Below are 20,634 nucleotides of genomic sequence, written 5' to 3'. Positions count from 1 at the left end.
GGGCACCGGTCACGGTGTCCTCCCGCGCTGCGTTCCCGGGCCCGGCGATGGCGTACCGTCGGGCCATGAGCAGCCGACCCGCCGCCGGCGGCGGCCGGTGGGTCGAGGTCGACCCCGGCCGCGTCGCCCGCTGGGTCGAGGGTTTCACCGACCGGCACGGCCCGCCCACGACCACAGTCCAGGAGTACGGGCTCCTCCTCACCGCCCCGGACGACGCCACCGCCGAGCTGCACACCCCGCCCGGGGCGAGCGCGTCGGCGGACGTACCCGGATTCGTCGCCTCCGCCACCGCGGCCCGCCGGATCGGTCTGCTGCTGGCCCGCAAGGGCGCTGTCGCGGTCGGCGTCGCCGACGGCGCCGACCTGGTGGTCTCCAAGGTGGACACCCGGTACGTGCAGGGGCGTACCGCGGCGGGCGGCTGGTCCCAGCAGCGGTTCGCCCGGCGGCGCGACAACCAGGCGAAGGCAGCCCTGGGCGACGCGGCCGAGCTGGCCGTACGCCTGCTGCTGCCGGAGGCCGGAACGCTGTCGACGCTGGTGTGCGGCGGCGACCGGCGCGCGGTGGACACGGTGCTGACCGACCGACGGCTGGCCCCGCTGGCGGCGCTGCGCGCGCCGCGCCTGCTCGACGTGCCGGAGCCCCGGCACGCGGTGCTGGTGGCCGCCGTCGCGGCCGCCCGGGCGGTCCACATCCTGGTCCGCTGAACAGGAAAGATCACCTCAAGACGGCGCAATCCCGCTCCTCGATGATGCATCGAATCGACTCGATGCCTATCGTCGGTGTCACGAAGCGGCGGGTCTCCGGGCGACCCGCAGGGGCAGCTTCGCCTCCGCCATTACGCGCCGACATCGTTGGGAGACAACAACTTCATGAGCGGATATCAGGACGGCCGGCTGCGAGCCCGGTGGCGCCGTGCGACGAGACTCCTCGTCGCGGCGGCGGCAATGAGCGCCGGAAGCCTCGTGCTCACCGCCACACTCACCGCCGGTACGGCGAACGCGGGCCCGGCGCAGCGCGCCGCGCTCGCCGCGCCCACCGTCAGCAGCGTCACCGCGGGCGGCGCGCACACGTGCGCGATCAGCACCGACGGGGGACTGTGGTGCTGGGGCTCGAACTACGGCGGTCAGCTCGGCGACGGGACCACCACGAACCGCAGCGCCCCGACGCGGGTCGGCACCGCCACCTGGACCAACGTCGACGCCGGCTCCGGGCACACCTGCGCGGTCCGCACGGACGGGACGCTGTGGTGCTGGGGCTCGAACTTCCGGGGCCAGCTCGGCGACGGGAGCACCACCAGCCGCAGCGCCCCGGTGCAGGTCGGCACCGCGACCACCTGGGCCCGGGTCGACGCCGGCCCCCAGCACACCTGCGCGATACGCACCGACGGCACGCTCTGGTGCTGGGGCTTCAACCGGACCACCCAGCTGGGCGTCGGCGCCTCGCCGTACGTCGCGAACACCCCGCTGCAGGTCGGCACGGCCACCGACTGGGTGAGCGTCTCGACCGGCTACGGGCACACCTGCGGTATCCGGACCGGCGGCACGCTCTGGTGCTGGGGGGCCAGCTCGGACGGCCAGCTCGGGCTCGGCAACCTGACGCCGCAGACCGCGCCCGCGCAGGTCGGCACCGCGACCGGGTGGACCGGCGTCGCGGCCGGGTACGCGCACACCTGCGGGGTCCGCGCCGGCGGGCTGTGGTGCTGGGGTGAGAACGGATACGGTCAGCTCGGCGTGAGCGGCTCGTACCGGACCGCGCCGGTGCAGATCGGCACCGCCACCACGTGGAACCGGATCGCCGCGAGCAGCGACACGTCCTGCGCGTCGCGTACCGACGGCAGCCTGTGGTGCTGGGGCAAGAACTCGGCCGGCCAGGTGGGCGACGGCAGCACCACCCACCGGTCCGCGCCCGCGCAGGTCGGCACCGCCACCAGCTGGACCGGCGGGCTCGCGGTCACCGACCACGGCTGCGCGATCCGTACCGACGCCGGCCTGTGGTGCTGGGGCGACAACAGCGGAGGCCAGCTCGGTGACGGGACGACTGTCAACCGGTCCACTCCGGCTCAGGTGACACTGCCGGCCTGACCGGCCCCGGAAACGACATCGGCCCGCACCGCCGTCCGTGGCGGTGCGGGCCGATGCGCCGAGCGGGGATCAGGTCCCGGCGCCGAAGGTGTCGCAGGACTTCGGGTCACCGGTGGTGAAGCCCTTGGTGAACCACTGCTTGCGCTGCTCCGAGCTGCCGTGGGTGAACTCGTCCGGGTTCACCGGGCGGCCGGAACGCTCCTGGATCGCGTCGTCGCCGATCTTCTCGGCGGCGTCGATGGCCTGGGAGATGTCCTCCTCGGTGATGCTCTTGAAGATCTTCTGCCCGCGGTCGTCGGCGGTGCCGGTGGCGTTCTTCGCCCACGCGCCGGCGTAGCAGTCGGCCTGCAGCTCCAGCTTCACCGACAGCGCGTTCGCGCTCTGCGGGTCACGCTCCTGCTGGCGGCGCATCTGCGCCTCGGTGCCGAGCAGGTCCTGCACGTGGTGGCCGTACTCGTGGGCCAGCACGTACGGCTGGGCGAACTCGCCCTTGGCGCCGAGCTGGTCGGCCAGCAGCCGGTAGAACGTGAGGTCGATGTAGACCTGGTCGTCGGCCGGGCAGTAGAACGGGCCCACGCCGGAGTCGGCGGCGCCGCAGGCGGTGCTGACGTTCTGGCTGAAGAACACCGTCTTCGACGGCTTGTACTGCTCGCCGAACGCCTCCGGCATCGCGGTACGCCAGTACGCCTGGATCGAGTTGACGTAGAGGGTGTTGCGGCAGTCGAGCTGCTCCAGCGCGTCCTGCGCCGAGCACTTCTGCTCCAGCGAGGTGTTGTCACCCTGCTCGGAGCCGCCGCCGTTGGTGGCGGCATTGAGGCCGAAGCCGCCGCCCACCAGGGCGACCAGTACGGCGATGATGATGCCCACGATCCCGCCCCGGCCGCCGCCGATCGGGATCGGAATGCCCATCCCGCCGCCTCCGCCGGACCCTCGCCGGTCGTCCACCTGGCTGGTGTCGACCCGCGCGTTCTCGTTCAGCTCCATGTTGACCCCGATCACCGATGTGTCCGTTTGTGATGGTTGCGGTACCGGACCGGGTCCGGACGGCGGATTTCGTACCCGATGATCTTGCACGGTAATCCGGCGGAGGGGGCCCGCGGGGACCGGTACACTTGCCCCCGTGCTGCGCTGCGAAGGCTGAACCGCCCCGCGCCGACGGGAAAACACCACCCGCCGGCGCTTTCGCGTGCCCTGAATCAGCCCTTCCGGACCCGAGAGCGAGTACTCCGAGATGATCACTGCCACCGGCCTGGAACTGCGCGCCGGTTCCCGGATCCTGCTGTCCGACACCACCCTGCGGGTACAGCCGGGGGACCGGATCGGCCTGGTCGGCCGCAACGGCGCCGGCAAGACCACCACACTCAAGGTGCTCGCCGGCGAGGGGCAGCCGTACGGCGGCCAGATCGACCGGCGCAGCGCCATCGGCTACCTGCCGCAGGACCCGCGCACCGGTGACCTGGACGTCACCGGCCGGGACCGGGTGCTCTCCGCCCGTGGGCTGGACGTGCTCATGGCGCAGATGAAGGAGCTGGAGAACAAGCTCGCCGAAGGCGCCGACGACGAGCGGCTGGTCCGCCGCTACGGCGCGCTGGAAGATCAGTTCGCCTCCCTCGGCGGCTACGCGGCCGAAGCCGAGGCCGCCCGCATCTGCGCCAACCTCGGCCTGCCCGACCGCGCCCTGGCGCAGACCATCGGCACGCTCTCCGGCGGTCAGCGCCGCCGCATCGAGCTGGCCCGGATCCTGTTCCGCGACGCCGGCGAGAACGGCGGCGGCATCCTGCTGCTCGACGAGCCGACGAACCACCTCGACGCCGACTCGATCACCTGGCTGCGCGGCTTCCTCGCCAACCACAAGGGCGGCCTGATCGTGATCTCCCACGACGCCTCGCTGCTGGAGGCGGTGGTCAACAAGGTCTGGTTCCTGGACGCCACCCGGTCCGTGGTCGACACGTACAACCTGGGCTGGAAGGCGTACCTGGAGGCGCGGGAGACCGACGAGCGGCGCCGCCGCCGGGAGCGCGCAAACGCCGAGAAGAAGGCCGGCGCGCTGATGGCGCAGGCGGACAAGATGCGGGCCAAGGCCACCAAGACCGTCGCCGCGCAGAACATGGCCCGGCGCGCCGAGCGCCTGCTCTCCGGCCTGGACGAGGTCCGCGTCGCGGACAAGGTCGCGAAGGTACGGTTCCCGAGCCCCGCCCCGTGCGGCAAGACGCCGCTGACCGCCACCGGCCTGTCCAAGTCGTACGGGTCGCTGGAGATCTTCACCGACGTCAACGTGGCGGTGGACCGGGGTTCCCGGGTGGCCATCCTCGGCCTCAACGGCGCCGGCAAGACCACGCTGCTGCGGATGCTCGGCGGGCTGCTGGAGCCGGACACCGGCGAGGTACGCCCCGGGCACGGGCTGCGGCTGGGCTACTACGCCCAGGAGCACGAGACGCTCGACGTGGACCGGACGATCCTGGAGCACATGCGCAGCGCCGCGTCCGACCAGACCGACACCGACCTGCGCAAGATCCTCGGCGCGTTCCTCTTCTCCGGCGAGGACGTGGACAAGCCGGCCGGCGTGCTCTCCGGCGGCGAGAAGACCCGGCTGGCGCTGGCCACGCTGGTCTGCTCCGGCGCCAACGTGCTGCTGCTGGACGAGCCGACGAACAACCTCGACCCGGTCAGCCGTGAGCAGGTGCTCGACGCGATCGCCCGCTACCCGGGCGCGATCGTGCTGGTCACGCACGACCCGGGCGCGGTGACCGCGCTCAAGCCGGACCGCGCGATCCTGCTGCCCGACGGCGACGAGGACGCCTGGTCCGACGACCTGCTGGAGCTGGTGGAGCTGGCCTGACCCGCCCTCTTTTCCCCGTGGGCCGGGTCGGGGCGGGTCGGGTCGGTCAGGTCAGGAGATCGGCCAGGTGGGGGAGGACGCCGGAGGTGAGCAGGATGGTCGCGCCGATGACTATGAAGATCACCGGCACCAGCCAGTGGCCGGCGCGGCCGACCAGGGCCACCACCCGGGGGTGCCCGCCGAGCGCGGCGGCGACCGCGCACCACACGGCCACCAGTAGCGCGAACACCAGCAGCCAGACCAGGCCGGTGGCCGGGTCGAGGGAGCGGAACACCGGCACGTAGACGGCGATGTTGTCGGCTCCGTTCGCCACGGTCACCCCGGCGACGCCGAGCAGGCTGCCGACCACCGCCGGCGGCTCGTCGTCGTCGCCACGGGACATCAGCGCGCGTACGCCGAGCGCGACCGGCAGCAGGCCGAGCAGGCCGGGCCACGGGTCCGGCACCACGAGCAGCCCGGCGGCGGCCACCACCGCGACCGCGACGAGCGCGCCGATGCCCGCGTACTGGCCGGCGACGATCTGCCAGGGCCGGGGGCGTCCGGTGTGCCGGAGGGCCACGAACAGCACCGTGAGCACGACGATGTCGTCGAGATTGGTGGCGGCGAAGACACCGGCGGCACCCGCCGCGGCCGTGATCACGTCAATCACCCCGGGCACGATACGGCCCGCCGCACCGGCCGTCGCATGATCCACACCAGTTCGCCGAAGTGGAGGTGTCCGGAGCACGGTGACGCAGCCACTTCGGGGAACTGGTGTCGATCATGGGGGAGGATGCGCTCGTCCGGCGGGCGGTACGGATCAGCCGGTCGGAAGGATCACTCTATCGGGAAGCTGACATTGCGTAGCGTGTCGGTTGGCGAATAGTTGATATCTGGCGCATGATCGTCCGAGGCGGTCTAATAGGTGGGACCGTATCCGAACCGCACAGTCTGGGACGTGAGGGATCAGCATGGCAGCCACCGGCACAGCCACCAGCACTGAGAAGGGTCGCCGGATCGTCGGGGCCGAGCGTCAGACGCTCGCCAAAGACCTGGTAAAGCGGTACACCGGGGGTGAGAGCATCCGTGCTCTGGCGGCCTCTACCGGCCGTTCCTACGGGTTCATCCACCGTGTGCTCACCGAATCCGGCGTGCAGCTGCGGCAGCGCGGCGGCGCCCGGCGCCGGAAGAAGGCGTGACCCGCCGCCCAGCGTCGTCCATCAGCGCAGTGTTCCGGGGCGTCCGGTGACCGCCGAGACGACCGGAGTGCGCTTCGACTGCGACGGGCCGGTCGCGACGGTGACGTTGTGCCGGCCCGACGTGCTCAACGCCCAGATCCCGGCGATGTGGCGGGCGATGAGCGACTTCTCCCGCGACCTGCCCGGCGACGTCCGCGTCGTCGTCGTACGCGGCGAGGGGCGCGCCTTCTCCGCGGGCCTGGACCTGGCGGTCGCCGGTGCCACCGGGCCGGGCTCCTTCGCCGAGCTGGCCGCGCTCCCGGAGGCGGAGTGCGCCGACCGGATCGCCGAGTACCAGGGCGGCTTCACCTGGCTGCACCGGCCGGACGTGGTGTCGATCGCCGCGGTGCAGGGCCACGCCATCGGCGCCGGCTTCCAGCTCGCGCTCGCCTGCGACATGCGTGTGCTCGCCGCCGACGCCAGGCTCTCGATGGCCGAGGTGACACTCGGCCTGGTGCCCGATCTGGCCGGCACGCGCCGCCTGGTCGAGCTGGTCGGCTATTCGCGCGCCCTGGAGATCTGCGCCACCGGCCGCCGGATGGACGCCACCGAGGCGGACCGGATCGGCCTGGCCACGCTCGTGGTGCCGAACGACGAGCTGGACGCCGCGGTGCGTGACCTGTCGGCCGGGCTCCTCGCCAACAACCGGGACGCGATCGTCGAGATCAAGGCGCTCCTGGCGGGCGCGGCCGACCGTACGCACGCCGAGCAGCAGCGCGCCGAGCGGGAGGCGCAGACCCGGCGTATCCGGGATCTGGCCGGCCGGGGCGAGTAACCGGCCCGGAGCGCGATTTCGTAAGGACCGTTTGGGAAGATCTGGGTTACTCGCGAGGTTGTCACAGGCGTCTGGAGAATGGACTCCGACGATTCATGCTGCCTGACGACCTGGAGGTGACGAGTGTCCCACCCGATGGCCGGCGGCGGCATGGGCGGCTGGAGCATGCTCCGGTCGCTGCGCAACCGGGACGAGGTCTCCGCCCACGAGCTCAAGCGCGGCACGGCCCGGCGGATCGTCGCGTTCGCCCGGCCCTACCGGCGTGACATCGTCGTCTTCCTGATCACCGTGATCATCGCCGCGGTGATCGGCGTGGCCACGCCGCTGCTCGCCGGCGACGTCATCGACGCGATCGCCGGCGGCGGTCCGGACGCCCGCACGACTGTGGTCCGGCTCGCCCTGATCATCGCCGCGCTCGCCGTGGCCGATGCCCTGTTCTCCCTGGTCCAGCGGTGGTATTCGGCCCGCATCGGCGAGGGCATCATCCTCGACCTGCGCACCCGGGTCTACGACCACGTCCAGCGGATGCCGCTGCAGTTCTTCACCCGCACGCAGACCGGCGCGCTGGTGAGCCGGCTCAACAACGACGTGCTCGGCGCGCAGCGGGCGTTCACCTCGACGCTGTCCGGGGTGGTCAGCAACGTCATCCAGCTCGTGCTCACCGCCGGCGCGATGCTCGTGCTGTCCTGGCAGATCACCGTGCTGGCGTTGGTGCTGCTGCCGATCTTCATCATCCCGGCCCGCCGGGTGGGCCGGCGCCTGGCCGAGATCACCCGCGAGTCGTACAACCTCGACGCGAAGATGAACGCGACGATGACCGAGCGGTTCGGCGTGGCCGGAGCGCTGCTGGTCAAGCTGTTCGGCGCGCCGGAGGTCGAGGCCGACCGGTTCGCCCGCCGGGCCGAGCGGGTGCGCGACATCGGCATCCAGTCCGCGATGTACTCGCGGACGTTCTTCGTGGCGATGCTGCTCGTCGCGTCGCTGGCCCAGGCGCTCACCTACGGGGTGGGCGGCTGGCTGGCGGTCACCGGTGCGGTCAGCGCCGGCACCGTCGTCAAGCTGGCGCTGCTGCTGACCCGCCTCTACGGCCCGCTCACCGCGCTCTCCAACGTCCGGGTCGACGTGATGAGCGCGCTCGTCTCGTTCGACCGCGTCTTCGAGGTGCTCGACCTGCGTCCGGGCATCGCGGAGAAGCCCGACGCGGTGCCGGTGCCGCGCGGCAGCGGCCGGGTCGAGTTCCGCGACGTGCGCTTCCGCTACCCGAGCGCCGCCGAGGTGTCGCTCGCGTCGCTGGAAGAGGTCTCGACCCTCGACCGTACGGTGAACGAGCCGGTGCTCAAGGGCGTCTCGTTCGCCGTCGAGCCCGGGCAGATGGTGGCCCTGGTCGGCCCCTCCGGCGCCGGCAAGTCGACGCTGTCCATGCTGATCTCCCGGATCTACGACGTCAGCGAGGGCCAGGTGCTGGTCGGCGGCGTCGACGTGCGGGACGCGACGCTCGCCTCGCTGCGCGACGAGATCGGCGTGGTCACCCAGGACTCGCACCTGTTCCACGAGACCATCCGCGAGAACCTGCGGTACGCCAAGCCCGACGCCACCGACGACGAGATCTGGGCCGCCCTGGCCGGCGCGCAGGTGGCCGACCTGGTCCGGGCGCTGCCGGACGGGCTCGACACGACGGTCGGCGAGCGCGGCTACCGCTTCTCCGGCGGCGAGAAGCAGCGCATCGCCATCGCCCGGCTGCTGCTCAAGGCCCCGTCGATAGTGATCCTGGACGAGGCCACCGCCCACCTGGACTCGGAGAGCGAGGCAGCGGTGCAGCGGGCGCTGTCGGTGGCGCTGACCGGCCGTACCGCGCTGGTGATCGCGCACCGGCTCTCGACGGTGCGCGACGCGGACCAGATCCTCGTGCTCGACGAGGGGCGGATCGTGGAGCGCGGCCGGCACGACGAACTGGTGGCCGTCGGCGGCCTGTACGCCGAGCTGTACCGCACCCAGTTCGCGGTCACCGACTCGCCCGCGCCGCACGCCGAGGCGGAGCAGCCGGAGCCGGTGGTGACCACTGTGCCGATGGGCACCTACGTCGCCCACGAGGCCATGCCCCCGGCGGCAGCCAACTAGCGGCCCGCGAGGCCTCAATCCCGGCGCCGGCGGGCGTGGATCGGCACCGACCGGGTGGACGGGCACCCAGCGGCCGGGCCGTGGCGACCCGGACGGCCGCAGCCCTAGCTCGCGGCGACCGGGGCCCTAACCCGCGGCGACCGCGGCACGCAGCTCGGCGAACGCGGCGCCGAGCGTCTCCGGGGTGAAGTGGGCGTTCAGGCCGCTCGGGTTGGGCAGCACCCACAGCCGGGCCGGCCCGAGCGTCTCGGGCTGCGGCCCGAAGCCGGCCTTCGGCCGGGTGAACCCGATCCGGTACGCGGTCACGCCGACCACCGCCACCCAGCGCGGCCGGTACCGCTCGACCTTCGCGGTGAGCGTCGCCGCGCCGTCGACCAGTTCCGCGGCGGTCAGCTCGTCGGCGCGGGCACTGGCGCGGGCCACCATGTTGGTGATCCCGAGGCCGAGTGCGGGCAGCAGGTCCTGCTCGCTGGGGTGCAGCAGACGCGGGGTGAACCCGCCCCGGTGCAGGGCGGGCCAGAACCGGTTGCCCGGACGGGCGAAGTGCCAGCCGGTCGCCGCCGACCACAGACCGGGGTTGATGCCGACGAAGAGCACGTCCAGGCCGGGCGCGATGACGTCCGGCAGCAGCCGGTCGGCCGCCGCCGCGAGCTGCTCGCGGCTGGGGCGTGGGTGCCGCCGGGCGGGCGTGCCCGGCCCCGGGGCCGCCTCGGGCCGCCCACCGCCCGGGCGCCGTCGGTCGCTCACCGGCCCACCGCCCCGGGCGCCCGGCCCACCACAGCGGCCACTGTCACAGCCCGCGCAGCGCGCCGCCGTCGACCGGGACGGTCACCCCGGTGACGTACCCGGCGGCGGGGGAGAGCAGGAACGCCGCCACCCGGCCGAACTCCGCCGGGTCGCCGATTCGCCCGAGCGGGATCGCCGCCTCCGCCTGGGCGCGGGCGCGCTCGGGGTCGCCGGAGCCGGCCAGCAGCTCCCGGTTGCGGTCGGTCATGATCCGCCCGGGTAGCAGGCTGACCACGCGGACGCCGCGCGGGCCGAACTCGTCGGCCATGTCCTTGGCCACGCCGGCCAGGCCCGGTCGCAGCCCGTTGGAGATGCCGAGGCCGGCCAGCGGTCCGCGTACCGAGGTGGACAGCACCAGCCCGATCGCGCCGCCGTCGGTGAGTGCGCCGGCCACCGTGCGGGCGAGCCGGACGCTGCCCAGGAAGACCGTCTCGAACGACTCGCGCCACTGCTCGTCGGTGACGGTGGCGGCGGTGCCGGGCGGCGGGCCGCCGACCGAGATCAGCGCGCCGTCGAGGCGGCCGAAGTGTTCGCGGGCGGCGGCGACGAGCCGCTCCGGGGTGGCGGGGTCGGCGAGGTCGGCGGTCAGCCCGATCGCCCGCTGCGGGTCGCCGAGCGCCTCGATCGCGGCGGCCACCCGTTCCGGGGTACGCGCGGAGATGACCACCCGGGCGCCGTCGGCGACGAGTTGTTCGGCGGTGGCGAAGCCGAGGCCGCCGGAGGCGCCGGTCAGCACGTACACCCGGTCGGCGAGTCCGAGATCCATACGCCCGATCCTGCCGTACCCGGGGGCGCGTGTCAGCGCGGGGCGGGCCGCAGCAGGCGTACCCGGCCGGCGAACTGGGCCGCGACGGCGCCGCCGGCCCGGGCGACGGCCGGCATCCGGCGGGGCCGGGGCGGGCGGTGGCCGTCGTAGCGGCTCGCGGCCTCGCGTGCGGCCAGCTCCTCCGCGCCCAGCGGCGGCAGCGTGCCCTGGTCGCGCAGCTCGCGGGCCAGGTCCCAGCCGTCGCGCAGGGAGCCGTTCGAGGGGCGTCCGTCCGCCCACGTGGTGAACGTCGCCGGCCAGTGCGCGCCGAGGCCGGCGGCGAGCAGCGGCCAGTGCCGGGCCACGTCCGCGGCCCGCTTGCGCAGCAGCGCCCGGCGGGCCGCCTCGACCGGGGCCGGTGCGAAGCCGGGCGGCAGCGGTCCACCGGCGACGAGCGCGGCGACCAGCTCGGCCTGCTGGGCCGCCAGGTCGCCGCTCACGTGACCGCCGGGTGGCCGGAGGCGGCGGCGAGCGCGTCGAGCTCCGCGCGCAGCTCGGCGGCGGGCGGGTAGTGCCCGTCGCGTTCCAGCAGCAACGCGGGCGGCCGGCGCCGCCGGCATAGCTCGCGGACCAGGTCCAGCACGGCGGCGGGCACCGGGTCGGTGTGCGTGTCGTGGTAGAAGCCGCCGTGTTCGGCGCCGCCCGCGACGTGCGCATAGGCGATGCGTTCCAGCGGCAGCCGGTCCAGCAGCGCGGTCGGCTCGCCGCCCCGGTTGCGGGCGTTGGCGTGCACGTTCGCGACGTCGAGCAGCAGCAGCGCGCCGGTGGCGTCGAGGATCTCGGTGAGGAAGTCCGCCTCGTCCAGCTCGTCGTCGGGCCAGTCGAAGAGCGCGGCGATCGGCTCCAGGGCCAGCGGCACCGGCAGCTCCGCCTGCGTCCGCCGCACGTTCGCCACCACCGCGGCGACCGCCTGGCGGCTGCGCGGCAGCGGCAGCAGGTGACCGGCCTCCAGACCGCCGGCCCGCACGAACGCGATGTGCTCACTCACCAGCGGCGCGTCCAGGGCCGCGGCCACCGCGGCCAGGTGCGCCACCCGGGCCGGATCGACCGGTTCCGCGCCGCCGAGGGACAGCCGCACCCCGTGGGGTACGACATCGACGCCGCGTCCGCGCAGCTCGGCGAGCCCGTCCGGGAGCGGCCCGGCCGGTGCGACCGCCTCCGCGACCACCTCGACGAAACGCAGCCCCGGCAGCCCGGCCACGAAACCGGCGATCTCGGGACGCCAGCCGATGCCGACGCCGGACGGGCCGCTCATCCGCCGCACCCGCCTCCGCCGCAGCCACCGCCTCCGCCGCAGGAGCTGCCACCGCCGCACGTGGAGGCGCCGCCTCCACAGGAGGTGCCGGAGCTCGCGCCGCCGACGTTGCCCATCGCCTGCCGCTGGATCTCGGCCTGCTCGGCGAAGCCCGGATCCATGGTCCAGAGCGTGGCGGTGCCGAACAGCGCCACGCCCAGCGCCACGTCCGTCGCGCCGTACGTGGCGTACGCGGGGGAGGCGGCCGGTCGCAGCCAGGCGTGCCGGCGGCGCATGTCGTTCAGCGCGGCGGTGGCCGCCCGGGTACGCCAGGGCACGCGGTTGAGCAGCAGGAACGCGAGGCCGAGCGGGAACAGGCTGAGCAGCAGCCAGCCGGTGGGCCGGTCGTTGAGCAGGCCGGAGATCGCACGCACGACGCCAATTGCCAGCAGGAAGCCGATCAGCAGCGCGCCGCGCCGCAGCGTCCGGCGCCGCTCCTGGTCCAGGGCCAGGCCCCGGCGTACCAGGCCGTCGCGCAGCTCGTCGAGCGCGCGCCGCACCCACTCGTCGGCGGCCAGGTCCCGGGTCCGCAGGCCGCGGCTCGCCGCGTGGTGGACCGCCTGGTCCAGCGGGGTGGCCCCGGCTGGCAGCGGACCGCCGGTGGTGAGCCGCCGGTCGGGTCGTACGCCGACCGCGCCCGCGTGGCGCAGCGCGCCGAGCGTGGCCCAGACGGCGAGCTGGTCGCCGCCGTTGAGGTAGGCGACCTGCTGCGGACCCAGCGCGCCGTGATCGGTCACCGGCGTGCCGGCCAGCATCCGACGCCGGTACACGATCGCGCCGATGACCAGGACGACGGCGAGCAGGAGGTACCAGCGCAGGAATACGGGGCCGGGGATGCCCCAGGTGTCGGAGGGGGTCATCGTCTGCTCCTGTCGCGAGGAGGGGTCGCGGCTCATTGTGGAGCAGGCGCGCCAGAGTCGATCTCTTGGAGCGGCGCAGTTACCGGACCGAGACCGGCGGGCTCAGTGCCGGCGCACCGCCTCCTCGACCAGGTCGAGCACCCGGGCCAGGTCGCCGGCCGGGCGGCCCATCGCCAGGTGCAGCACCAAGCCGTCGTAGGCCAGCTCCAGGAACTGGGCCAGCACGTCGATCGGGACGTCGTCGCGCAGCACGCCGGCCTCGCGCTGGCGTACCAGGCGCTCCCGGGTCGCCGCGGCGATGGCTTCGGAACGCTCCGCCCAGCGCTTGGCGAAGGCCGGGTCGGTACGCAGCCGGCGCGAGACCTCCAGCTGGCTGCCGAGCCAGCCGGTCGTGTCGGGCGAGACCGCCCGGGCCAGTAGGTCGCGCATGACCTGCACCAGGCCGTTGCGGGCGACCGTCTCCACCATGGCGGCGGCGTCGTCCTCGGCGACGGCGAGGAACAGGGAGTCCTTGTCCCGGAAGTGGTGGAAGATCGCGCCCCGGGACAGGCCGGTGGCCTCCTCCAGCCGCCGCACTGTGGCGCCCTCGTAGCCGTGCCGGGCGAAACACGCCCGCGCCGCCGCGAGGATCTCCTGCCGGCGCGCGTCGAGCTGGTCCTGACTTACTCTGGGCACGAACGGATCGTCGCAGGTGGAACCGCGTGATGCAAACCGTACGTACGGCTTGAGATGCGAATTCGGAAGATCATCCGGCCGCGTCCGATGGTTAGGATCGGCGTGTGACCGCCCTTCCCGCGCGCCCGCTCAGCGTCGCCGCCGTCCAGGCCCAGCCCGTCCCCGGTGACGTCGCCGGCAACGCCCGCGCCGCCGCCCGCCTCGTCGCCCGGGCCGAGGGCGCCCGGGTCGTGGTGCTGCCCGAGCTGTTCCTGCCGGCGTACCACCCGCCGACGCTGGGCGCCGACCCGGAGGGCACCGACGTGGCCGCCGACGCCGACGGCCGGGTCGCCGACCCCCGGCTGGACCCGCTGCGGACCGCCGCCGCCGACGCGGGCGCGGCAGTGGTGATCGGCGCCGCCGTCCGCCACCCCGACCGGCGGCGCACCATCTCCTCGCTCGTGGTGGACCCGGCCGGCACGGTCACCGCCGCGTACGACAAGCAGCAGCTCTGGAGCGGCGAGCGCGAGCTGTTCGACGCCGGCCGCCGGGGCGCCACGCTCGAAGTCGACACGTGGCGGCTGGGCCTGGGCGTCTGCTACGACGGCTGCTTCCCGGAGCACGCGCGGGCGGCGGCCGGGGACGGCGCGCACGGATACCTCTGCCCGAGCGGTTACCTGGCCGGCTCGGAGCACCGCCGCGACCTCTACTACGCCGCCCGGGCGCTGGACAACACGATGTACGTCGTGTTCGCCAACGTCGTCGGCGGCGCGGACCCCTGGCGGTTCAACGGTGGCGCGGCGGTGTACGACCCGGAGGGCCGGCCGCTGGCGCGGGGCGCCGACACCGGAGAGGACGTGCTGGTGGCGACGCTGGACCCGGAAGCGCTGGCGGCCACCCGCGCGGCGCACACCATGCTGCTCGACCGGCCGGCGGACGCCGGCGCGGCCCGTACGGCGCTCGTCGCCTGACCGTGGCTGGGCCCGGGGCCCTGTCGGTGCTCCGAGCGTTCCCGTAGGGTGCCCAAGTGCCGTTGCTCCTGCTCGATCTGGACAACACCCTGCTGGACCGCGACGGGCCGTTCCGTGTCTGGGGAGAACGTTTCCTGGCGGGCATCGGCGCGCCGCCCGCCGACCTCGACTGGCTGGTGTCGGTGGACGCCGACGGGCTGACCAACCGGTGGGACGTCGCGGACGCGATCCGCGACCGGTACGCGCTGCGCATCCCCTCGATCGACCTGGTGGACGAGCTGCACGACGGCGTGGTGGCGCACATGCGGCTCGATCCGCTGGTGGCCTGCGCGCTGCGGATCGCCGCCGACGCCGGCTGGGTGCCGGTGGTGGTCACCAACGGAGCGTCCCGTCAACAGGACGCCAAGATCCGCAAGACCGGCCTGGACCGCTACGTCGCCGACTGGGTGATCTCGGAGGAGGCCGGCGTCAGCAAGCCGAACCCGAGGATCTTCGCGCTCGCCGCCCAGCGGGCCCGGATGCCGCTGCGCGGCGCGTGGGTGGTCGGCGACAGCCCGGAGGCGGACATCGGCGGCGCGACCGCGGTGGGCCTGCCCAGCGTCTGGCTGCACCGTGGGCGCCGCTGGTCGGACCCCCGGTTCGCGCCGACCCGGATCGAGGACGGGCTGATCGCGGCCGTCGCCGCAGTGCTGGCCGGCTGACCGGCGGCGCGGGCCGGCAGGCAGCGCGGCGGCACCGCGCGGAAATCCGTTGACCCGCGCCGGGGCGCGTACGAGCATGGTGCCGCGCGAGTGCGCAGCCGGGGGTGCCCGGTCGAGGAGAGGAGGTCGGTCATGGCCGTTTTCGCAGGGTCGTACCACCTGCCTCCACCAGCCTCGATCGAAGGACAGATCCACCCGTGCGCGATCATGACTTCCCGGCGCCGCAGCGCCGTGGCCGCGGCAAGAGCCGCTTCGACGACGACGAAACCGACTTCCTGAAGCGGGGGCGGCCCACGCCGGCCCTCGCCGACCCGGACGCCGAGCCCGACGCGGAGGACAGCTGGTCCTCCTGGGACCGGGCCGTCCACGGCCCCGAGCCGTACCCGGACTGGCTGGTCACCGAACTGGCCGCCCGGGACACCGAGCTGGGGGTGCTCAAGACCGGCAAGGAGGCGGACGTCCACCTGGTCCGCCGCGCCGTGCCGGACACCGACCGCTCGTGCCTGCTGGCGGTCAAGCGGTACCGCGACGCCCAGCACCGGCTCTTCCACCGCGACGCCGGTTACCTGGAGGGCCGCCGGGTACGCCGGTCGCGGGAGATGCGGGCGATGACCGGCCGGACCGCGTTCGGCCGGCAGATGATCGCCGGGCAGTGGGCGGCGGCCGAGTTCGCCGCGCTGTCCCAGCTCTGGGAGATCGGCGCCGCCTCCGGGCGGATCGCGGTGCCCTATCCGGTGCAGCTGCTCGGCACCGAGCTGATGCTGGAGTTCGTCGGCGACGCCGAGGCGGGGGAGGCCGCGCCACGGCTGGCGCAGGTCCGGCCCGACGCTGCCGAGCTGCGTGACCTGTGGGATCAGCTGGTCGAGGCGCTCACCGTGCTGGCCCGGGCCGGGTACGCCCACGGCGACCTGTCGCCGTACAACCTGCTGGTGCACGCGGGCCGGCTGGTGATGATCGACCTGCCGCAGGTGGTCGACGTGGTGGCCAACCCGCAGGGCGGCGAGTTCCTGGGCCGGGACGTGCGGGTGGTGGCCGCCTGGTTCGCCGCCCGCGGGATGCCGGCCACCGTCACCGATCCGGAGGCGCTCACCGAGGCGCTGCTGCGGGAGGCGGGGATCCGCTGACGGGCGGGCGTCCCGGGTGGTCGAGCCGCCCGGGACGCCCACCCGTGCGGGTCATTGCAGGTATCGCTCGACCTCCGGCACCGGGCGCTCGCCCTGGGCGTCCGGGTCGCCGTGCGCCTGGCGCGCGGCCCGGCGACGGCGCAGCAGGTCCCAGCACTGGTCCAGGGACTCCTCCAGGGCCCGCAGCCGCTCCCGGGCCTCGTCGTCGGTGCCGGACTCGTGCTGCTGCGCGTCGGCCCGCAGCCGGTGCTCCTCGTCGACGAGTTCCGAGATCCGGCTCAGGATGGTCTTGTCGTCCATGCCCGAAGCTTGGCACAGCGGACGGGTCCGCGCCCGCGTTCTGCCGGCGTCCGCGATAGGTGAGCGCCGCTCGCGCTCCGCAATCACCACTGTGTACGGGAGTGACGCACATCCCACGGGCTCCATTCTCGACAAAGAGATTGTTGTTACGTGAAATATCCTCCGACCTGCCTTTTGATCTGCGGCTCAGGATGGCATGCTCGCGAGCAACGTCACGGGTCGATACGAAGCCGCGACCCTGAGTCAACCGAGGGAGCGTTCAGGTGCCCGAACCAACGGACACACCGGGACCCACCGGCCGACCCCGAACCGTGCCGCTGCGGCAGATCCTGCCGGCGGTGCTCCGCGACCCCGCCCGGGCGCTCATCGACATCGGCAACCGTACCGAAGGTGAACTGGTCCGGCTGAACCTCGGCTCGTTCCGCCCCTACCTCGTCACCCACCCCAAGCACGTGCAGCACGTCCTGCGCGACCGGGCGGACAACTACGAACGAGCAGGCGACGGGCTGTTCTGGCGTCCGGTCAAGCGGCTGTTCGGCGAGGGCATCCTCGGCGAGGGGCAGATCTGGTCGGCCAGCCGGCGCATGCTCCAGCCGATGTTCACCGCCAAACGGGTCGAGGCGCTGGTCGACGGCATGGCCGACGCGATCCGCGACGCGGTCGACGAGCTGGACGAGCCGGCCCGCGCCGGCCGTCCGGTCGACATCGGCGTGGAGCAGGCGCGCATCGTCAGCCGAGCGATCATGAAGGTGCTCTTCGCCGACCGCATCTCGGTGCCGGACGCGATGCGCGTGATCGAGGCGCAGGACCGGATCGCCACCGCCGTCATCCCCCGCATCATCGTGCCGTTCGCGCCGCTGTCGCTGCCGATGCCGGGCGACCGCACGTTCGCCCGTGCCGTACGCATCGTGGACGACGTGCTGGTGCCGATCGTCCGCGAGACCCGCGAGTCCGCCGACCAGGGCGACGACGTCATCTCGACGCTCTGGCAGGCCCGCACCGACGACGGGCGGCAGCTCGACGAGCGGCAGGTCCGCAACGACACAGTGGCCATGTTCGCCGCCACCACCGAGACCACGATCAACGTGCTGACCTGGGCCTGGCCGCACCTGGACCAGCACCCCGAGGTGGCCGAGCGGCTCTACGCCGAGATCGACGAGGTGGTCGGGGGCGAGCCGGTACGCCGCGAGCATCTGAGCCGGCTCACGTACACCCGGATGGTGCTGGACGAACTGCTGCGGCTCTACCCGATCGGATGGATCATCCCGCGCCGCGCGGTCGCCGGGGACGTCATCGACGGCGTGCCGATCGAGCCCGGCGCCACGATGGCGGTCAGCCCGCTGATCACCCAGCGGATGCGGCAGTTCTGGGACCGTCCGGACGAGTTCGACCCGGAACGGTTCCGGCCCGAGCGGGTCCGGGCCCGGCACCGGTACGCCCACTTCCCGTTCGGCGGTGGGCCGCACCAGTGCCTCGGCATGTACCTGTTCTACCTGGAGGCGCAGCTCATCCTCGCCACCATGCTCAGCCGCTACCGGTTCCGGCTGCACCGCCCCGGCGTACCCGGGTTGCGGCTGGCCGCGGCGCTGCGGCCGCGCGAGCGGGTGGAGCTGACACTCGTCGCGGCCGGGCGGGCGGAGCGGGCATGACCGACGGGCCGACACCGGATTTACTCGCCGTCGCCGCGGAGCAGGGCCGGGTCTGCGCGCTCGCCGCGCAGGGCCAGCGCGGCCTGCGCAAGGCCGCCGCCGCGCACCCCGAGCTGTTCCCCGCGGACCCGTTCGACGCGACGCTGTTCAGCAGCATCGCCCAGGCGATGGCGTTCAGCGCCCCCTGGCACAGCGCCGCCGAGCTGGCCGTGACCAACCGCGCCGTACTCTGGGGCTTCGCCGTGGACTGGCTGGTCGACCACCAGGCCACCAGCCGGGCCGAGGTCGACCGGATCACCGGCGTCTGCCTGGACGTGCTCGACGGCGCCGGCACCGACGACCCACTGGGCCGGTTCCTGGCCGAGCTGCGCGACGACGTGGCCGCCGCGCCCGGCTACCCGGCGCTGCGCGGCCACTGGCGTGCGGCGATGGAACGCACGCTCGACGCGATGGCCCGCGAGTGGGACTGGCGGCGCACCGGCCGCCCCACGCTCGCCGACTACCTCGCAAACGCCGACAACCTCGCCGCCACAGTGGTCAACGTGGCGCACTGGATCCACACCGGATCGGTGTCCACCGCCGAGGCGATGGACCACGCGGTCGCCGTCAGCGACGAGGTGCAGCGGGCCCTGCGGCTGGTGAACGACCTCGGCACCCACCGCCGCGACGCCGAGTCCGGCGACCTCAACGCGCTGCTGCTGGTGGACGACGCGGCCGAGGTCGAGCGGCGGTTCGCCGAGCAGGTCGACCACTGCCGCGTCCGGCTGGCGAAGCTGGCCGGTGAGGCGCCCCGGGAAGCCGACTTCCTGTCCCGGCAGCTCGGCTTCACCACCGGCTTCTACCGCAACACCGACTTCTGGGGCGTGCGGTGACGCTCACCGCCGGATCGGTGCCCGCCACCCGGTCCGGGACCGCGCACGACCTGGTCGCCGCGCTCACCGGCGAGCCGGCCGGGCAGACGTCGCCGTCGGTCTACGAGACCGCCCGGCTGGTCGCGCTCGCGCCCTGGCTGGACGGCCACGACCGGCGCCTGGCCTGGCTGCTGGCCCGGCAGCGGCCGGACGGCGGCTGGGGCGGTCCCGGCGGGTACGCGCTGGTGCCGACGCTGAGCGCGGTCGAGGCGCTGCTGACCGTGCTGCGTCGCGACGGCCCGGCCGCCGTGCCGGCCGCCGCGGCCCACCGGGGCCTGACGTTCCTGTCCGGCGCGCTGCGCGGCGACGCGCCGCCCGACCTGCCGGCCACCGACCTGATCGTGCCCGCGCTGCTCACTGCCGTGGACCGGCACCTCACCGGACCGGCCGGGCCGCCACCCGGGCTGGCCGAGTGGGCCGGCCGGCCCCGCCTGCCGCTGCCGGCCGGTCTCGACCCGGCCCGCCTGACCCGGGTACGCGCGCTGCTGGCCGCCGGGCGGCCCGTGCCGGAGAAGCTGGCGCACGCGCTGGAGGTCGCCGGTGAGCTGGCGTACCGGGCGGCCGGCGTGCGTCCCTCGGCCAGCGGCGCGGTGGGCGCCTCCCCGGCCGCCACTGCCGCCTGGCTGGGCCGTCCGGAGCCCGGAGCGGCGCTGGACTATCTGCGCGCGGTGGCCCGGCCCGGCCCGGTGCCCTGCGCCAGCCCGATCACCGTCTTCGAGCGCGCCTGGGTGCTCGGCATCCTGGTCCGGGCCGGTGTGCCGGTCGGCGCGCCCGAGCCGGTGCTCACCGAGCTGCGCGCCGCCGTCGGCCCGTCCGGCGCGGCCACCGCGCCCGGCCTGCCCGCCGACGCGGACACCACAGCTGTCGCGCTCTACGCGCTGGCCCGGTTGGGCCGCGCCCCCGGCGTCGGGCCGTTGGCCGGGTTCGACACCGGGCGGCACTTCTGCACCTGGCCGGGGGAGGACGGCGCGTCGCTGACCACTAACGCGCACGTGCTCGACGCGCTCGGCGAGCAGCCGAGCGGACCCGGCGTCACCGGCGCCCGCCGCCGGGTCACCGAGTGGCTGGTGGAGCGGCAGCAGCCGGACGGGCGCTGGGAGGACCGCTGGCACGCCTCGGCCTGCTACGCCACGTACGCGGTGCTGCTGGCGCTGGCCGACCACGCGCCCGACGGCACGGCGCGTGCCGCCGTCGAGCGGGGCGTCGCCTGGCTGCTGGACACGCAGCGCCCGGACGGCTCCTGGGGACTGTGGCACGGCACCGCCGAGGAGACCGCGTACGCGGTGCTCGCCCTGGCCGGCGCGGGCCGTTCCGGGGACGCGCGGATCGCCGCGGCGCTCGCCCGCGGACGCCGTCGACTGTCCGAGCTGGACGGATGCGACGACGAACCGGCACTATGGCACGACAAGGATCTCTACCGCCCGACGCAGATCGTGCGCGCGGCGGTGCTGGCGGCCTCCGGCCGCGCCGTCGAGGCCGGACCCACCATGATCAGGATCGCTTGAATGGAGTTCACGACGGCTGCTAGCGTGCGCCGGAGTCGATCGGA

General features: G+C 74.1%; 21 protein-coding genes. 12 read left to right on the top strand and 9 right to left on the bottom strand.

All coding sequences use genetic code 11. From position 1 onward, the window contains the following. Positions 1–65: 65 nt before the first annotated feature. Both HA073_RS17215 and HA073_RS17210 read left to right on the top strand, forming a co-directional pair. Entirely contained in the window at positions 66–704 is a 639-nt protein-coding gene (locus HA073_RS17215) for an acVLRF1 family peptidyl-tRNA hydrolase (RefSeq protein WP_166456856.1), read from the top strand. 165 nt (positions 705–869) lie between these two features. Next, entirely contained in the window at positions 870–2,081 is a 1,212-nt protein-coding gene (locus HA073_RS17210) for a hypothetical protein (RefSeq protein WP_064445311.1), read from the top strand. Positions 2,082–2,150: 69 nt separating this feature from the next. Here the strand turns inward: HA073_RS17210 and HA073_RS17205 are convergent, their stop codons facing one another. Beyond that, on the bottom strand, positions 2,151–3,065 hold the full coding sequence (locus HA073_RS17205; RefSeq protein ID WP_064446425.1) for a neutral zinc metallopeptidase: 915 nt from the start codon (positions 3,063–3,065) through the stop codon (positions 2,151–2,153). A 247-nt stretch (positions 3,066–3,312) separates the two neighbouring features. On the opposite strand from HA073_RS17205, the gene HA073_RS17200 reads away from it, so the two are divergent. After that, entirely contained in the window at positions 3,313–4,920 is a 1,608-nt protein-coding gene (locus HA073_RS17200; RefSeq protein WP_043329650.1) for an ABC-F family ATP-binding cassette domain-containing protein, read from the top strand. 46 nt (positions 4,921–4,966) lie between these two features. Here HA073_RS17200 and HA073_RS17195 read toward each other — a convergent pair whose 3' ends face one another. Beyond that, on the bottom strand, positions 4,967–5,569 hold the full coding sequence (locus HA073_RS17195) for a cadmium resistance transporter (RefSeq protein ID WP_309228037.1): 603 nt from the start codon (positions 5,567–5,569) through the stop codon (positions 4,967–4,969). 301 nt (positions 5,570–5,870) lie between these two features. Here HA073_RS17195 and HA073_RS17190 point away from each other — a divergent pair, with 301 nt between their 5' ends. From HA073_RS17190 to HA073_RS17180, 3 genes are all read left to right on the top strand, one after another. Continuing rightward, on the top strand, positions 5,871–6,098 hold the full coding sequence (locus HA073_RS17190) for a helix-turn-helix domain-containing protein (protein WP_007072022.1): 228 nt from the start codon (positions 5,871–5,873) through the stop codon (positions 6,096–6,098). 46 nt (positions 6,099–6,144) lie between these two features. Then, positions 6,145–6,912: an enoyl-CoA hydratase/isomerase family protein gene (locus HA073_RS17185; RefSeq protein ID WP_166456854.1), complete on the top strand. Its 768-nt coding sequence runs from the start codon at positions 6,145–6,147 to the stop codon at positions 6,910–6,912. Between the two features lie 135 nt (positions 6,913–7,047). After that, positions 7,048–9,030: an ABC transporter ATP-binding protein gene (locus HA073_RS17180; RefSeq protein WP_064445314.1), complete on the top strand. Its 1,983-nt coding sequence runs from the start codon at positions 7,048–7,050 to the stop codon at positions 9,028–9,030. Positions 9,031–9,156: 126 nt separating this feature from the next. Here HA073_RS17180 and mug read toward each other — a convergent pair whose 3' ends face one another. The 6 genes from mug to HA073_RS17150 all read right to left on the bottom strand — a co-directional run bounded on the left by mug (position 9,157) and on the right by HA073_RS17150 (position 13,450). Then, entirely contained in the window at positions 9,157–9,777 is a 621-nt protein-coding gene (gene mug / locus HA073_RS17175; RefSeq protein ID WP_064445315.1) for a G/U mismatch-specific DNA glycosylase, read from the bottom strand. Positions 9,778–9,820: 43 nt separating this feature from the next. Next, positions 9,821–10,582, bottom strand: a complete 762-nt coding sequence (locus HA073_RS17170; RefSeq protein WP_043329653.1) for an SDR family oxidoreductase — start codon at positions 10,580–10,582, stop codon at positions 9,821–9,823. Between the two features lie 32 nt (positions 10,583–10,614). After that, complete coding sequence (locus HA073_RS17165; RefSeq protein WP_166456853.1) at positions 10,615–11,061, bottom strand: hypothetical protein; 447 nt, start codon at positions 11,059–11,061, stop codon at positions 10,615–10,617. After that, a complete protein-coding gene (locus HA073_RS17160) occupies positions 11,058–11,876 on the bottom strand; it encodes a DUF692 domain-containing protein (protein WP_166456852.1) in 819 nt (272 codons plus the stop codon). Before HA073_RS17160 ends, HA073_RS17165 begins: the two co-directional genes overlap by 4 nt. Continuing rightward, positions 11,873–12,775: a TIGR04222 domain-containing membrane protein gene (locus HA073_RS17155; protein ID WP_043329655.1), complete on the bottom strand. Its 903-nt coding sequence runs from the start codon at positions 12,773–12,775 to the stop codon at positions 11,873–11,875. The genes HA073_RS17160 and HA073_RS17155 overlap by 4 nt, the downstream gene beginning before the upstream one ends. A gap of 102 nt (positions 12,776–12,877) precedes the next feature. Then, positions 12,878–13,450 (bottom strand): TetR/AcrR family transcriptional regulator, encoded by a 573-nt coding sequence (locus tag HA073_RS17150; protein WP_030503274.1) that lies wholly within the window; start codon positions 13,448–13,450, stop codon positions 12,878–12,880. A 104-nt stretch (positions 13,451–13,554) separates the two neighbouring features. On the opposite strand from HA073_RS17150, the gene HA073_RS17145 reads away from it, so the two are divergent. From HA073_RS17145 to HA073_RS17135, 3 genes are all read left to right on the top strand, one after another. Continuing rightward, entirely contained in the window at positions 13,555–14,400 is an 846-nt protein-coding gene (locus HA073_RS17145; RefSeq protein WP_166456851.1) for a carbon-nitrogen hydrolase family protein, read from the top strand. Between the two features lie 56 nt (positions 14,401–14,456). Next, on the top strand, positions 14,457–15,101 hold the full coding sequence (locus tag HA073_RS17140) for an HAD family hydrolase (protein WP_030503276.1): 645 nt from the start codon (positions 14,457–14,459) through the stop codon (positions 15,099–15,101). Positions 15,102–15,298: 197 nt separating this feature from the next. Further along, the gene (locus HA073_RS17135) at positions 15,299–16,225 is read left to right on the top strand and encodes a serine protein kinase RIO (RefSeq protein ID WP_064445320.1); all 927 of its coding nucleotides are present in this window, start codon (positions 15,299–15,301) and stop codon (positions 16,223–16,225) included. A gap of 51 nt (positions 16,226–16,276) precedes the next feature. Here HA073_RS17135 and HA073_RS17130 read toward each other — a convergent pair whose 3' ends face one another. Beyond that, positions 16,277–16,525 (bottom strand): DUF2630 family protein, encoded by a 249-nt coding sequence (locus HA073_RS17130; protein WP_030503278.1) that lies wholly within the window; start codon positions 16,523–16,525, stop codon positions 16,277–16,279. A 311-nt stretch (positions 16,526–16,836) separates the two neighbouring features. Here HA073_RS17130 and HA073_RS17125 point away from each other — a divergent pair, with 311 nt between their 5' ends. Genes HA073_RS17125 through HA073_RS17115 form a run of 3 tightly spaced genes read left to right on the top strand, consistent with a single transcriptional unit; the run spans position 16,837 to position 20,590 of the window. Then, on the top strand, positions 16,837–18,174 hold the full coding sequence (locus tag HA073_RS17125) for a cytochrome P450 (protein WP_176722849.1): 1,338 nt from the start codon (positions 16,837–16,839) through the stop codon (positions 18,172–18,174). Continuing rightward, a complete protein-coding gene (locus tag HA073_RS17120) occupies positions 18,171–19,046 on the top strand; it encodes a terpene synthase family protein (RefSeq protein ID WP_166456850.1) in 876 nt (291 codons plus the stop codon). The genes HA073_RS17125 and HA073_RS17120 overlap by 4 nt, the downstream gene beginning before the upstream one ends. Then, the gene (locus HA073_RS17115; protein WP_113972472.1) at positions 19,043–20,590 is read left to right on the top strand and encodes a prenyltransferase/squalene oxidase repeat-containing protein; all 1,548 of its coding nucleotides are present in this window, start codon (positions 19,043–19,045) and stop codon (positions 20,588–20,590) included. The genes HA073_RS17120 and HA073_RS17115 overlap by 4 nt, the downstream gene beginning before the upstream one ends. Positions 20,591–20,634: the final 44 nt, after the last annotated feature.

Origin of the sequence: Micromonospora sp. CMU55-4, assembly GCF_011602315.1 — a bacterium.
Classification (GTDB): Bacteria; Actinomycetota; Actinomycetes; order Mycobacteriales; family Micromonosporaceae; genus Micromonospora; species Micromonospora chalcea.
Note: the sequence above shows the minus strand (reverse complement) of the source record. Positions and strands in the feature narration are given on the sequence as shown.

Excerpts from the sequence above, each read along its gene's own strand:
- HA073_RS17205 (WP_064446425.1), bottom strand. The coding sequence starts at position 3,065 with ATGGAGCTGAACGAGAACGCGCGGGTCGACACCAGCCAGGTGGACGAC.
- HA073_RS17160 (WP_166456852.1), bottom strand. The coding sequence starts at position 11,876 with ATGAGCGGCCCGTCCGGCGTCGGCATCGGCTGGCGTCCCGAGATCGCC.
- HA073_RS17180 (WP_064445314.1), top strand. The coding sequence starts at position 7,048 with ATGGCCGGCGGCGGCATGGGCGGCTGGAGCATGCTCCGGTCGCTGCGC.
- HA073_RS17190 (WP_007072022.1), top strand. The coding sequence starts at position 5,871 with ATGGCAGCCACCGGCACAGCCACCAGCACTGAGAAGGGTCGCCGGATC.
- HA073_RS17155 (WP_043329655.1), bottom strand. The coding sequence starts at position 12,775 with ATGACCCCCTCCGACACCTGGGGCATCCCCGGCCCCGTATTCCTGCGC.
- HA073_RS17130 (WP_030503278.1), bottom strand. The coding sequence starts at position 16,525 with ATGGACGACAAGACCATCCTGAGCCGGATCTCGGAACTCGTCGACGAG.
- HA073_RS17170 (WP_043329653.1), bottom strand. The coding sequence starts at position 10,582 with ATGGATCTCGGACTCGCCGACCGGGTGTACGTGCTGACCGGCGCCTCC.
- HA073_RS17215 (WP_166456856.1), top strand. The coding sequence starts at position 66 with ATGAGCAGCCGACCCGCCGCCGGCGGCGGCCGGTGGGTCGAGGTCGAC.
- HA073_RS17120 (WP_166456850.1), top strand. The coding sequence starts at position 18,171 with ATGACCGACGGGCCGACACCGGATTTACTCGCCGTCGCCGCGGAGCAG.
- HA073_RS17210 (WP_064445311.1), top strand. The coding sequence starts at position 870 with ATGAGCGGATATCAGGACGGCCGGCTGCGAGCCCGGTGGCGCCGTGCG.
- HA073_RS17200 (WP_043329650.1), top strand. The coding sequence starts at position 3,313 with ATGATCACTGCCACCGGCCTGGAACTGCGCGCCGGTTCCCGGATCCTG.